General features: G+C 38.8%; 12 protein-coding genes. All 12 read left to right on the top strand.

Translation table 11 applies throughout. From position 1 onward, the window contains the following. The first annotated feature begins 211 nt into the window (after positions 1 to 211). Entirely contained in the window at positions 212 to 454 is a 243-nt protein-coding gene (locus AA0X95_RS21050; RefSeq protein WP_413301270.1) for a YlmC/YmxH family sporulation protein, read from the top strand. 170 nt (positions 455 to 624) lie between these two features. Then, the gene (gene dpaA, locus AA0X95_RS21045; protein ID WP_413301268.1) at positions 625 to 1,527 is read left to right on the top strand and encodes a dipicolinic acid synthetase subunit A; all 903 of its coding nucleotides are present in this window, start codon (positions 625 to 627) and stop codon (positions 1,525 to 1,527) included. After that, entirely contained in the window at positions 1,524 to 2,123 is a 600-nt protein-coding gene (gene dpaB / locus AA0X95_RS21040; protein WP_413301266.1) for a dipicolinate synthase subunit B, read from the top strand. Before dpaA ends, dpaB begins: the two co-directional genes overlap by 4 nt. Positions 2,124 to 2,335: 212 nt before the next feature. Continuing rightward, positions 2,336 to 3,385 carry an aspartate-semialdehyde dehydrogenase gene (gene asd, locus AA0X95_RS21035; protein ID WP_413301264.1) on the top strand — a complete coding sequence of 350 codons (1,050 nt, stop codon included), beginning with the start codon at positions 2,336 to 2,338 and terminating at the stop codon, positions 3,383 to 3,385. Positions 3,386 to 3,419: 34 nt separating this feature from the next. Next, positions 3,420 to 4,664 (top strand): aspartate kinase, encoded by a 1,245-nt coding sequence (gene dapG, locus AA0X95_RS21030; protein WP_413301262.1) that lies wholly within the window; start codon positions 3,420 to 3,422, stop codon positions 4,662 to 4,664. Between the two features lie 79 nt (positions 4,665 to 4,743). Beyond that, the gene (gene dapA, locus AA0X95_RS21025) at positions 4,744 to 5,616 is read left to right on the top strand and encodes a 4-hydroxy-tetrahydrodipicolinate synthase (RefSeq protein ID WP_413301260.1); all 873 of its coding nucleotides are present in this window, start codon (positions 4,744 to 4,746) and stop codon (positions 5,614 to 5,616) included. 376 nt (positions 5,617 to 5,992) lie between these two features. Next, the gene (locus AA0X95_RS21020) at positions 5,993 to 7,660 is read left to right on the top strand and encodes a ribonuclease J (RefSeq protein ID WP_413301258.1); all 1,668 of its coding nucleotides are present in this window, start codon (positions 5,993 to 5,995) and stop codon (positions 7,658 to 7,660) included. Positions 7,661 to 7,770: 110 nt separating this feature from the next. Then, positions 7,771 to 8,526, top strand: coding sequence for a ClpP family protease (locus AA0X95_RS21015; protein ID WP_413301256.1), 756 nt, complete (start codon positions 7,771 to 7,773; stop codon positions 8,524 to 8,526). Continuing rightward, a complete protein-coding gene (locus AA0X95_RS21010) occupies positions 8,523 to 8,762 on the top strand; it encodes a YlzJ-like family protein (RefSeq protein ID WP_413301254.1) in 240 nt (79 codons plus the stop codon). Before AA0X95_RS21015 ends, AA0X95_RS21010 begins: the two co-directional genes overlap by 4 nt. A 146-nt stretch (positions 8,763 to 8,908) precedes the next feature. After that, positions 8,909 to 11,260, top strand: a complete 2,352-nt coding sequence (locus AA0X95_RS21005) for a DNA translocase FtsK (protein ID WP_413301252.1) — start codon at positions 8,909 to 8,911, stop codon at positions 11,258 to 11,260. A gap of 326 nt (positions 11,261 to 11,586) precedes the next feature. Next, the gene (locus tag AA0X95_RS21000; protein WP_309864929.1) at positions 11,587 to 12,309 is read left to right on the top strand and encodes a GntR family transcriptional regulator; all 723 of its coding nucleotides are present in this window, start codon (positions 11,587 to 11,589) and stop codon (positions 12,307 to 12,309) included. Between the two features lie 81 nt (positions 12,310 to 12,390). Continuing rightward, the gene (locus tag AA0X95_RS20995) at positions 12,391 to 13,479 is read left to right on the top strand and encodes a BMP family protein (RefSeq protein WP_309864926.1); all 1,089 of its coding nucleotides are present in this window, start codon (positions 12,391 to 12,393) and stop codon (positions 13,477 to 13,479) included. The last annotated feature ends 92 nt before the right edge of the window (positions 13,480 to 13,571 follow it).

Raw genomic sequence — 13,571 nt, 5'->3', positions numbered from 1 at the left:
CAGGACCTCCCCGCGGAAAGCGAGTACACGGAGCGGAAATCAAAAGGCCAGTTAGCAGGGAGTAACATTTAATAAATATATCTGAGAAAAATACACTTTCTCAACAAGCTCTAAAACAGTTCGATTATCTCGAACTGTTTTTTCTTTAGTCTAAATAGTAACTTCCTTCTATAAAATAATAGAAAAGGGGAAGAGGGAGGTTTTTGGAGATATGAGGTTAAGTGAATTAAGTGGGAAAGAGATTGTTGATGTAAAAAAGGCTGAACGGCTTGGTGTCCTCGGACAAACTGACTTAGAAATCAATGAAAGCACAGGACAAATACAGGCGTTGCTTATTCCTTCATTAAAGTGGTTTGGCTTTAGGAAACAAGGTGAAGAAATCAGAGTTCCTTGGAGACATATAAAAAAAATCGGATCGGATATGATTATTATTGATGTTCCGGAAGAAGAATAGAATCACAAATTCGAAAAAAAGCCCAAGCAGAACAATATCTGCTTGGGCTTTTTTTCTTTAACATGAGTGGAAAACTCACCGAATGAAGGGAACTTACATAAGATGGTGAAGTGATAAGAAGAAAAGGAATACCTAGAAGGATTTTTATAAAAAAGAAGGTGAATGTTTTCATGCTGACAGGGATGCAGATAGCCGTGATTGGCGGTGATGCCAGACAGCTGGAAATCATCCGCAAGTTAACCGAATTGGACGCGAAATTATCGCTTATTGGTTTTGAACAGCTTGATCATGCCTTTACAGGAGCGGTCAAGGAAAAGCTGGATGAGGTCGATTTTTCTAATATGGACGCACTGATTTTACCAGTGCCAGGTACAAATTTGGAAGGCCAGGTAGAAACAATCTTTTCCAATGAAAAGGTTGTTATAACTGGTGAATTACTTAGTAAGACGCCTGAACATTGTTCCATTTACTCAGGAATAAGTAACTCTTATTTAAATGGAATAACAAAAGAAAACAAAAGAACACTCATCCAATTATTCGAAAGAGATGATGTAGCTATCTATAATTCGATTCCAACGGTGGAAGGAACAATTATGATGGCGATCCAGCATACTGATTTCACGATACACGGATCAAATATTACTGTTTTGGGCCTGGGCCGGGTAGGGATGAGTGTAGCACGAACGTTTGCTGCACTTGGAGCTAAGGTTAAGGTTGGAGCAAGGAGAAGTGAACATTTAGCAAGGATCACAGAAATGGGTTTAACGCCATTCCATTTAAATAATCTTGTGAATGAAGTAAAGGATACTGATATTTTAATAAATACAGCACCACATTTAATTGTTACGGCAATGGTTATCTCTAAATTACCTTCACACACTCTCATCATTGATCTTGCCTCAAAGCCTGGTGGAACTGATTTCCGATATGCAGAAAAAAGAGGAATAAAGGCGTTACTCGCTCCTGGACTACCAGGCATCGTTGCACCGAAAACTGCAGGTCAAATTTTGGCAAATGTTCTTGCCCAACTGCTTCAAGATGATTTACGAAAGCGAAAGGGGAAAGTGAAATGAGTTTAATAGGTAAAAGAATAGGCTTTGGACTAACTGGATCCCATTGTACCTATGATGCGGTGTTTCCAGAGATAGAAAAGCTTGTTCAAGCAGGAGCGGAGGTTGTTCCAGTAGTGACCGCTACTGTTCAAAATACAGATACACGATTTGGCAAGGGGATGGATTGGATTCAACGCATTGAGGACTTAACAGGAAACAAGGTAATTGATTCAATTGTAAAAGCAGAACCACTTGGTCCCAAATTCCCACTTGATTGTATGGTCATTGCCCCTTTAACAGGTGTGTCCATGAGTAAATTTGCCAATGCTATGAATGATAGCCCGGTGTTAATGGCAGCCAAAGCAACACTAAGAAACTTAAAGCCAGTTGTTCTTGGTATTTCAACAAATGATGCACTCGGTTTAAATGGGGTAAACTTAATGCGACTGATGGCTACTAAACATATATTTTTTATTCCTTATGGGCAGGATGATCCAATAAAAAAACCAAACTCAATGGTTGCTAGAATGACGATGCTTTCGGAGACAGTAGAAGCAGCGATTGAAGGAAGACAGATTCAACCCGTGCTAATTGAAAGATATAAAGACGCTGAATAACTCTCTCTCTCTTTCATCATCAAAAAAGGTTATTTCTTTTGAGGAATATGTTAAAATAAATTAATCTTTTAACAGTGGAGCTTCTCAAATACGGCTCCACTGTTAGGGTTATAAACTATACATGACATGCTGGCAATAAGAATGCCATTTCCTTTAAGACCTTCAAAAATACCAGCCATGTTCAGGATGAAAGATTGAAAGGGGAACATGTAATGAGAGAGCATAATGGATTTCACGTTGCAGTAGTTGGAGCAACAGGAGCGGTTGGACAACAAATGATCCAAACATTAGTGAAAGAGAATTTTCCAATCAGAGAACTAACCCTACTATCCTCAGCACGGTCGGCAGGGAAAAAAATAGTGGTTAATGGTCACGAATATACCGTCCAAGAAGCTAAGCCTGAGAGCTTTGAGGGTGTTGAAATAGCACTGTTCAGTGCAGGTGGAAGCGTATCAAAAGAACTTGCTCCAGAAGCAGCTAAGCGTGGAGCGATTGTCGTGGACAACACTAGTGCGTTTAGAATGGATGAGAATATACCGTTGGTAGTACCGGAAGTTAATGAAGGGGATTTGCATAATCATAATGGAATTATAGCCAATCCGAATTGTTCGACCATTCAAATGGTTGTGGCTTTAGAGCCTATTCGTCAAAAATATGGTTTGAAAAAAATAATCGTTTCTACTTATCAAGCAGTCTCTGGTGCAGGTGCAGCAGCGGTGGAAGAATTAATGGAACAAACGAAGTCAATTCTTAATGGCGAAGTTTTTGAACCAAATATTCTTCCAGTAAAATCTGACAAAAATCATTATCAAATAGCTTTTAATGCCATTCCGCAAATTGATAAATTTCAAGATAACGGTTATACCTACGAAGAAATGAAAATGATTAATGAAACAAAGAAAATCATGCATTTACCTGAGCTACAGGTCTCTGCAACATGTGTTCGGTTACCAGTTGCTGTAGGGCATTCTGAATCAGTATACTTTGAAATTGAGGAAGGAAATGTTAGCGCTAGTGAGATTAAAGCATTATTAAAAGATGCACCTGGCGTAGTCCTTCAGGATGATCCGGAAAATCAAGTATACCCAATGCCGGCTGATTGTGTAGGCAAAAATGATGTATTTGTAGGACGTATTAGAAAAGATATTGATGAAGACCGTGGTTTCCATATGTGGGTCGTTTCTGACAACTTGCTAAAAGGTGCTGCGTGGAATTCAGTACAAATTGCGGAAAGCTTAGTTAAATTAGGTTTAGTAAAATAAAAGTTACAACCAAAAGGCAGGTTTTGGTGTCACCATGAAAATTATTGTTCAAAAATTTGGCGGGACTTCTGTAAAGGATGAAAAAAGTAGAAAGCATGCCCAAGGCCATATTGAAAAAGCATTAGCGGATGGATATAAAGTGGTGGTTGTTGTTTCGGCAATGGGTAGAAAAGGCGACCCATATGCAACCGATACACTGTTATCGTTAATTGGTGGGAATCTAAGTAAAATCTCAAAAAGAGAACATGATTTACTATTGTCCTGTGGGGAGATTATATCTAGTGTCGTGTTTGCTAATATGTTACTAGACAGCGGTATTAATGCTGTTGCTTTAACAGGTGCTCAAGCAGGATTCCGTACAAATAATGACCATACAAATGCAAAGATTACTGATATGAAGTGTGAGCGATTGCTCAGAGAACTAGAAAATACGGATGTTGTTGTTGTGGCTGGCTTCCAAGGAGCGGCAAAGAATGGGGATATTACCACCATTGGACGTGGTGGAAGTGATACATCCGCTGCCGCATTAGGTGCTGCACTCAATGCTGAATGGATCGATATTTTTACTGATGTCGAAGGAATTATGACTGCAGACCCACGTATTGCTGAAAATGCACGTCCGCTATCTGTTGTTACTTACACCGAGGTGTGCAACATGGCTTATCAGGGGGCTAAGGTCATCCATCCAAGAGCAGTAGAAATTGCGATGCAGGCAAAGGTACCAATCCGTATTCGTTCCACTTATTCCGATAATTTAGGAACATTAGTTACAACCCTAAATAAAAATAATCGGGGAAGCGATATTAAAGAGCGTGTGGTAACTGGAATTGCTCATGTCTCTAATGTTACTCAAATAAAGGTTTTTGCTAAAAAGGATCAATATTATTTGCAGGCTGAAGTTTTTAAGGCAATGGCAAATGAAAAGATCAGTGTTGATTTTATCAATATATCGCCCAATGGTGTAGTTTATACAGTAACAGATGAGATGACAGACCGGGCAATAAAGGTATTAAATGAACTAGGGCATGACCCTGTTATTGAGCGACATTGTGCAAAAGTTTCAGTAGTTGGTGCCGGAATTGCGGGTGTCCCTGGTGTTACTTCAAAGATTGTAACCGCACTTTCAGATCAGGGAATTCGTATTTTACAATCGGCTGATAGTCATACAACTATATGGGTACTTGTAAAACAAGATGACTTAGTTAAATCCGTCAACGCACTTCATGACGCGTTTCAATTGGAAGATGAGTCAGTAGAATTCTATCTTTCAGATTTGTAATTGTGATCATTGGAGTGAAATTAGGAAGTAGAAGCATCTTCGTTTTTCAAAAGTGGCACGTAACGAAAGGAGTAGAACAATGATTCATTTCGGACGGGTGTCTACAGCAATGGTAACCCCTTTTGATAAAAAAGGGCATATAGATTTTGCTAAGACAACTCAATTGGTAAATTACCTCATAGAGAATGGAACAGATTCACTGGTTATTGCTGGTACGACAGGGGAATCACCAACGTTAACAAAAGAAGAAAAACTTGCGTTATTTGATCATGTGGTAAAGGTTGTCAACAAAAGAGTACCAGTTATAGCTGGTACGGGAAGTAACAACACGTATGCCTCTATTGAGTTGACAAAAAAGGCAGAGCAGCTTGGTGTTGATGCCATTATGGTTGTTGCACCTTATTACAATAAACCAAATCAAGAGGGCTTGTATCAGCATTTTAAAGCTGTAGCAGAAGCAACTTCTCTGCCAGTTATGGTGTATAACATACCAGGTAGATCGGTTGTAAATATACTTCCTGAAACGATTGTTCGTCTTTCAAAGATTTCGAATATCGTTGCGGTTAAGGAAGCAAGTGGAGATTTAAATGCAATGACACAGATCATTGCAAATACGGATGATGAGTTTGTTTTATATAGCGGGGATGATAGCTTGACATTACCGGTCCTATCAATTGGTGGTGCCGGAGTGGTTTCAGTGGCATCGCATGTGGTTGGCAATGAAATGCAGGAAATGGTTAAAGCCTTTTTTGATGGAGATTACAAAAAGGCTGCACTGTTTCATCAACAGCTTCTTCCAACGATGCAGGGATTATTTGCAGCTCCAAGTCCTGCACCTGTTAAAACAGCTTTACAGATAGCTGGATTAGATGTTGGTTCAGTCAGGTTACCACTAGTGGGCCTCACAGAACAGGAACGTGCAACATTACAATTAATTTTAAATAAAAAATAATTTTTAGAGGGCTGACCTGTATAGGTCAGTCTCTTTCTTTTTTTGGGCTGTGATAAAGAACAGTGTTGATTTATATACCCTGTTGATTGGAGCGGAAGGCACGAAGACTCCTGTGGGAGTATGGTTCAGGGGAGACCCCGCAGGCGCAAGCGCCGAGGAGGCTCACCGAAACACCCACGAACCGCTCGTGCCTGGAGCGGAAATCAACAGGCAAATTTAACAGAGCCATTTTTTTTGAAGTCATACCCAAAGGTAAAAAAGCTTTTTTAAGTTGTAAACACTTTCTTTTTTCAAGTATAATAATGATAACTGATTTCGAACGGAATAAAAAAAGTTCAAGAAATTAAATTGTTACTCAACATAGGAGGATTCAAACTTGATAAAGAGAAAAAATAAAACCATTAAGTTTATCGCACTTGGTGGCGTAGGAGAAATCGGAAAAAATATGTACCTAGTAGAAGTGGATGGAGACATATTGATCGTGGATGCCGGCTTAATGTTCCCCGAGGAAGAAATGCTTGGCATCGATATGGTCATTCCTGATTTAACCTACTTAAGAGATAATAAAGATCGAGTAAAAGCTGTTTTTTTAACACATGGACATGAAGATCATATTGGTGCACTTTCCTATGTATTAAGGCAAGTAAATGTACCTGTTTATGGAACAAAGTTAACCCTGGCACTTGCAGCTGCTAAGCTTAAAGAACAGGAATATTACAGCAATGCTAACTTTATTGAAGTAAACTCGGATACAGTTGTAGAATTAGATTCAGTAAATGTAAGCTTTTTTAGGACCAATCATAGTATCCCTGATTCTGTCGGAGTTTGCATACATACGTCTGAAGGAATTATCGTGTATACAGGTGACTTTAAATTTGATCAGGCAGCAACGAAACTTTATAAACCCGAAATTGGTAAAATGGCAGCCATAGGAGACCAAGGTGTCTTATGTTTAATTTCAGATAGTACAGAAGCAGAAAAACCTGGTTATACAACTTCGGAAGCGATTGTTGAAAGAGAATTATCCAATGCTTTCTATAATGCACCAGGCCGAATCATAGCCGCGTGCTTTGCATCAGATATTAACCGAATCCAGCATATTTTTGATGTGGCTAAGGATAACGGTCGTAAAGTTGCAGTAGTAGGAAAAAGTTTAGAACGTATTTATCATATTGCACTTGATATGGGCTATTTAGAAGTGGATGAAGACCTAATTATTCCCATTCATGAGCTTAAGAATTACCAAGACCGAGAAATTGTCGTACTTGCTACGGGCACTCAAGGAGAACCAATTGAAGCGCTTCAAAAGATGGCAAAGCAAACACACAAACAACTGAATATTCAGTCAGGCGATACTGTTCTAATTGCAGCCTCCCCTTTAAAGGGTAGCGAAGTATTCTTATTTAAAACAGTTGATATGTTATTTAGAGCGGGTGCTAATGTTATATCTGGTAAAAGGACTATCCATGTATCGAGTCATGGAAGTCAAGAAGAATTAAAATTTATGATTAACTTAATGCAGCCAAAATTTTTCATTCCTGTTCATGGTGAGTATCGGATGTTAAAAGCTCATCGGAAAATAGCACTTGAATGCGGTCTTACAGATGAAAAGATTGTGATTCCTGACCGTGGTGATGTGGTGGAATGGAAAGAAGGAAAGCTAGCGCTGGCAGGTAAGGTTCCTTCTGGTAATGTCCTCATTGATGGAATTGGTGTAGGGGATGTTGGAAATATTGTCTTGCGGGATCGTAAGCTTTTATCTCAGGATGGCATCCTCATTATTGTTGTAACTTTGACGAAACAAGAAAAGAAGATTGCAGCAGGTCCTGAAATTATTTCAAGAGGGTTTGTATATGTTCGAGAATCTGAAAAATTAATGGATGATTCGACTAAATTGGTACGGGATATTGTGGATCGAACAATCGCTAAGGGTTCATTTGAATGGGCAGGCTTGAAACAAGAAATTCGAGATGAATTAAATCGCTATTTATTTGAAAAAACAAAAAGAAGACCAATGATTTTACCAATAATTATGGAAGTGTAAATAAGAAGGTACTGGACTATAATCCAGTACCTTTTTTATATGGATTAGTAGAATGAAATCAAATCATAGGTCAATACTAAAATATATCATGCTTTGAAGGGAGTATTTGGATGAATAACGATATACAAAAGAATGAAACTGGTAACCAAGATGGAGGAGAACCTCAAAAAGAGGAAAAGCCTGCTTCAGGTTTAATAGAAAAAATTCAGCAGCTTGGCCAAACGAATGTTCCACAACTATCTGCAGATTCAAGAATTCATTGTTTAACGATCATTGGTCAAATTGAGGGTCATATGGCACTTCCTCCTCAAAATAAAACCACTAAATATGAGCATCTATTGCCACAGCTCGTAGCTATTGAGCAGAATCCTAAGATTGAAGGAGTGCTCATCATTTTAAATACAGTTGGAGGGGATGTTGAGGCGGGACTTGCCATTTCTGAAATGATAGCCTCCTTATCGAAACCAACTGTTTCTATTGTTCTAGGAGGCGGACATTCAATCGGTGTTCCAATTGCTGTTTCCTGTGATTATTCTTTTATTGCAGAAACAGCTACAATGACGATTCACCCAATACGATTAACTGGCCTCGTCATTGGTGTTCCTGCAACTTTTGAATACTTAGATAAAATGCAAGAAAGGGTAGTAAATTTCGTTACCAAGCATTCGAAAATTTCCGAAGATACCTTTAAAGACTTAATGTTTGCAAAGGGTAATTTGACTAGAGATATTGGAACAAATGTAATTGGTGCGGACGCCGTGACGTCTGGATTAATTGATGAAGTGGGCGGATTGGGGCCAGCTATGAAGAAACTGAATGAAATGATCGACCTTCGTAAGGAAAATAATGAGGGGCTGATTCAATGATTTTATATACAATGATGCCAAATGAACTGATATTTCCAACTGAGCAAGACTCATTTCAGCAGCAAAAAATGATAACCTATCAAGGAGTTCCACTCCTAGTCGAGCAAATGGATCCGCAAAATGTTCAAGTAATCCGAATTCTAAGCAGTGATCCACAGCACTTTCTAGATGAACGGATTTGCCCTGGAGCTAAAATTTCTTTCGGCGTCCAAGAAGGTTTGTCCGCAATGCAGTAATAGATTATGGTATAATCAGGATACAAAGAAAAGAGCAGCCAAATCGGCTGCTTTCTTCCATTTCTCTATTATTTATTATGTTATACATACTAACTAATAGTAATATTGTGGAATAATATACCATAACTAACGTATAAGGTGATTAGATGGCCAAAAAAAAGAGAAGACAACCCAAAAAGAGAGATAACCATTTAAAACGAACGGTTCAATATGAATTAACAGCGCTTGCTATTTTAGCTATAGCCATTATTTCCATTGCAAAACTAGGAGCAGTAGGGAAAGCTACTGTCCTTTTCTTTAGATTTTGGATGGGTGAATGGTATATGCTAGGTTTGCTGGGGATGGTAGTATTAAGCGTATATTTAATGTGGAAGCGACAAATCCCCTTTTTCTTTCATATTAAATTAGTCGGAAGCTATTTTATTGTTTCTGCAATCCTTTTATTAAGCCATGTTACATTGTTCCACTTACTTACGAATGATGGGAAATTTAAAGATCCAAGTGTCATTAGTAATACATGGGAATTATTCATGATGGAACTTCGAGGGGAAACAAGTACAACCGACCTTGGCGGTGGTATCCTTGGAGCTATTTTATTTGCGCTTTTCCAGTACCTGTTCGCAGAAACTGGTACTAAGATCATTGCATTTATATTTATTATCATTGGCATTGTTTTACTAACAGGCAAATCTTTTGGAGACTTCATAGGCAAGATTATGCTGACGCTGGTCGATTTCTCTAAAAATCAATGGGAAGCATTTAAAACGGATATGTCAGAATGGAAGCAAAAACAAGAAGAGCGGAAAAATGAGAAAAAGGAACAAAAAGCTAAACAACAGGAAAACACTGCACAGGAAAGTGGACCTGTCATTAACGTTCAACATACGCCAGTGCAGGAGGAAACAACAGTTCCTGAGCCTATTATTTCAAGTTTTGCTGACAAAGCCTATATGGAAGAATCGGTAGATATACGTTCGCAAAGTAAAAATGAACAACCGCAAGGGAATAAAGGAAACATGGAAGAGGAAGATGATCAAGCACCCCCTATCACGTTTACCGAAGTAGAAAATGTTGCATACGAATTGCCGCCTCTTCGATTATTAAAGCTTCCAAAGAAAACAGATCAAAGTGGTGAGTATGAACTAATTCATGCAAATGCTGCAAAGCTTGAGAGAACTTTTCAAAGCTTCGGTGTTAAGGCGAGAGTCACACAGGTTCATTTAGGACCAGCTGTAACAAAATATGAGGTGCACCCAGATGTGGGTGTAAAGGTAAGTAAAATTGTTAGCTTAAGTGATGACTTAGCCTTAGCACTTGCTGCCAAGGATATAAGAATTGAGGCACCTATTCCAGGAAAGTCTGCTATTGGAATTGAAGTGCCAAATTCAGAGGTAGCCATGGTCTCTCTTCGTGAAGTATTAGATGCTACTCAGAATGATAAGCCTGATGCTAAATTACTAATCGGACTTGGTAGAGATATCACGGGTGAGGCTGTTCTGGCCGAATTAAATAAGATGCCCCATCTCCTTGTGGCAGGAGCTACCGGAAGCGGGAAAAGTGTATGTATTAATGGAATCATAACTAGTATCCTTATGCGGGCAAAGCCCCATGAAGTAAAGTTGATGATGATCGACCCGAAAATGGTGGAACTAAATGTTTATAATGGAATTCCACATTTACTTGCACCAGTTGTGACGGATGCGAAAAAAGCCTCACAAGCTTTGAAAAAGGTTGTGAGTGAAATGGAAAGACGGTATGAATTATTTTCATACACAGGAACACGTAATATTGAGGGCTATAATGAACATGTGAGAAGACATAATCTAGAGGAAAATGACAAACAGCCGTTATTGCCTTATATTGTCGTTATAGTGGATGAGTTAGCGGATCTAATGATGGTTGCCTCTTCAGATGTAGAAGATTCGATCACAAGATTGGCGCAAATGGCTCGTGCAGCTGGAATTCACTTAATTATCGCTACCCAAAGGCCATCTGTAGATGTTATTACAGGTGTCATAAAAGCAAATATCCCTTCCCGTATTGCCTTTGCTGTTTCCAGTGCAACGGATTCAAGAACTATCTTAGATATGGGTGGAGCAGAAAAGCTGCTGGGGCGTGGGGATATGTTATTCCTGCCAGTGGGAGCATCAAAGCCTGTTCGTGTCCAAGGTGCATTCCTTTCCGATCAAGAGGTTGAGGATACCGTTGAATTTGTCATTTCGCAGCAAAAAGCACAATATCAAGAAGAAATGATTCCAGATGATATTCCGGAAGTAACAGGGGCTGTCGAGGATGATTTATATGATGAGGCTGTTGATTTAATTATTGAAATGCAAACAGCATCTGTTTCAATGTTACAGCGTCGTTTCCGAATTGGCTATACTAGAGCAGCGCGTCTAATAGATGAAATGGAAGCGCGTGGTGTAGTAGGACCATATGAAGGAAGTAAGCCTCGTGCGGTCTTACAGACAAAGCCTAAAGAAGAGCAAAGTTCATAGATAAAAAAAGGAGCCAATGGCTCTTTTTTTTATACTAAATTTCCACATGTCCCATACTATAGTATTAGGCGCACGCTTATATAAATGATGAAAAAGACCTATGTTCTACTGTGAAATACCTATAGATTTTTATAGAAAGAATATATTATAGCAGATTTTAACGCAATAATATCAACAACTTTAAGACATTTTTCAAGAATGAACCTTTTTTCGACAAAATTTTGAATACCTATTTATTTATCACTAAAAAAATGTTACTATAATCTCGGTTAGTAGGAATGATATCAGATGTCTGATGTCTTAGGAAAAAGCCTGGAGGATACAGCATGTCAATTAAGTCAGATAACCGGCATTTATACTTACAAGTAATCGATCGGTTAAAGCAGGATATTGAAAATGGAATATATAAAGAAAAAGAAAAATTACCTTCCGAATTCGATCTTGCTAAACAGCTTGGTGTAAGCAGGGCAACACTTCGAGAGGCTTTACGTATTCTTGAGGAAGAAAACGTTATCATAAGGCGCCATGGTGTTGGTACCTTCGTTAATGCAAAGCCACTGTTTACTTCAGGGATTGAACAACTTAATAGTGTCACTGACATGATTAAACAAGCTGGTATGAAACCAGGAACGATTTTCTTAAGCTCATCAACACAAGGGCCTACCGAAGAGGATATTCGTCGTTTCTCATGTTCTACAAGTGAGGAGATTTTCGTGATGGAGAGGGTTAGAACCGCAAATGGTGAACCAGTTGTCTACTGTATTGACAAGGTTCCTGAACGGATTTTGCCTAAAACTTTTTCCTATGAGGAAGGTTTCTTCCGCATATTGGATGAAGAGGCTAACCGAAGAATTACATACGCGGTAGCCCAAATCGAGCCAATAGGCTATCATGAGAAAATTTCCCCAATTCTAGAATGTGATCCTGAAACTGCATTGTTAGTCTTAAAGCAAATGCACTTCGATGAAATGGATGAACCAGTCCTATATTCGGTAAACTATTTTAAAGCAGACAAGTTTAGTTTTCATGTCTTAAGGAAACGTATTTAATTTTTTTAATACGTGATGAAAACGCACTCAGTTCTGCGAAAATTTCTACTATATCAAACATATCATAGGGGGTACAATACCTTGCAAAAGCGTAAAATTGGAATGGCGCTATCTTTAGTTCTTGCTGCTGGAACACTTTTAGGTGCTTGTGGAAAAAGCGATGACACAAGTAAAAACGAAACATCTAAAGGTGGAGAAGAAAAAGGAAAAGCATTCTCTGTTGCGATGGTTACTGACGTCGGTGGTGTTGATGACAAATCATTCAACCAATCAGCATGGGAAGGTCTTCAAAAATTTGGTGCTGACAATGGATTGAAAAAAGGTAAAGGTGGATTTGATTACCTACAATCTAAGTCTGATGCAGATTACTCTACAAACTTAAATACTCTTGCGCGTCAAGATTTTAACTTAGTATTCGGTATCGGTTTCTTAATGCAAGCTGCAGTAGAAGAAATCGCGAAACAACAAAAAGATTCACACTTTGCTATCATTGATGCTGAAGTTAAACAACCAAATGTTGCTAGCGTTCTTTTCAAAGAGCAAGAAGCAGCATTCCTTGCTGGTGTTGCAGCAGCTCTAACAACAAAATCTAACCACATCGGTTTCATCGGTGGTATGGAAATCCCTGTTATCGAGCGTTTCGAATCTGGTTTCTTAGCTGGTGTTAAAGCTGCTAAGCCAGAAGTAAAAGTTGATGTACAGTATTCTGGAGCATTTGACAAAGCAGAACTTGGTCAAAATATCGCTTCTAAAATGTATTCTTCTGGCGCAGACGTAGTATTCCACGCAGCTGGTGGAACTGGGGTTGGATTATTTAAAGAAGCAAATGATTTAAAGAAAAAAGATCCGGCTCGTGAAATTTGGGCAATTGGCGTAGACAGTGACCAAGCAAACATGGGTCCTGATATCGTTCTTACATCAGCTCTTAAGCGTGTTGACAATGCCGTAATAGACATTTCTAAAAAAGCAAAAGACGGAAACTTCCCTGGCGGCCAATCAATCGTTTATGGTTTGGCTGAGGATGGCGTTGGCTTAGCACCAATCAACAGCAAAGCTGCAAGTAAAGATGCAATTGAAACTGCTGTTAAAGATTGGATTGAAAAGATTAAATCAGGTGCTGTAAAAGTTCCTGGAACTCGTGATGAATTAAAAACTTTTAGCGCAAAATAATTTTTGTGAGGAAAAAAGCGGGTTGGTGAAACCTAGCCCGCTTTTACCTTGATAAAGAATCTTAACTGAAGTGTAGAATAGAAATTCTACTT

Source organism: Neobacillus phoenicis, assembly GCF_047302305.1.
Taxonomy (GTDB): Bacteria; Bacillota; Bacilli; order Bacillales; family Cytobacillaceae; genus Neobacillus.
Note: the sequence above shows the minus strand (reverse complement) of the source record. Positions and strands in the feature narration are given on the sequence as shown.

Bases quoted from the DNA above. Each gene is read 5' to 3' on its own strand.
- dapA (WP_413301260.1), top strand. From the start codon at position 4,744: ATGATTCATTTCGGACGGGTGTCTACAGCAATGGTAACCCCTTTTGAT.
- AA0X95_RS21015 (WP_413301256.1), top strand. From the start codon at position 7,771: ATGAATAACGATATACAAAAGAATGAAACTGGTAACCAAGATGGAGGA.
- AA0X95_RS21005 (WP_413301252.1), top strand. From the start codon at position 8,909: ATGGCCAAAAAAAAGAGAAGACAACCCAAAAAGAGAGATAACCATTTA.
- dpaA (WP_413301268.1), top strand. From the start codon at position 625: ATGCTGACAGGGATGCAGATAGCCGTGATTGGCGGTGATGCCAGACAG.
- dpaB (WP_413301266.1), top strand. From the start codon at position 1,524: ATGAGTTTAATAGGTAAAAGAATAGGCTTTGGACTAACTGGATCCCAT.
- AA0X95_RS21050 (WP_413301270.1), top strand. From the start codon at position 212: ATGAGGTTAAGTGAATTAAGTGGGAAAGAGATTGTTGATGTAAAAAAG.
- asd (WP_413301264.1), top strand. From the start codon at position 2,336: ATGAGAGAGCATAATGGATTTCACGTTGCAGTAGTTGGAGCAACAGGA.
- AA0X95_RS21010 (WP_413301254.1), top strand. From the start codon at position 8,523: ATGATTTTATATACAATGATGCCAAATGAACTGATATTTCCAACTGAG.
- AA0X95_RS21000 (WP_309864929.1), top strand. From the start codon at position 11,587: ATGTCAATTAAGTCAGATAACCGGCATTTATACTTACAAGTAATCGAT.
- dapG (WP_413301262.1), top strand. From the start codon at position 3,420: ATGAAAATTATTGTTCAAAAATTTGGCGGGACTTCTGTAAAGGATGAA.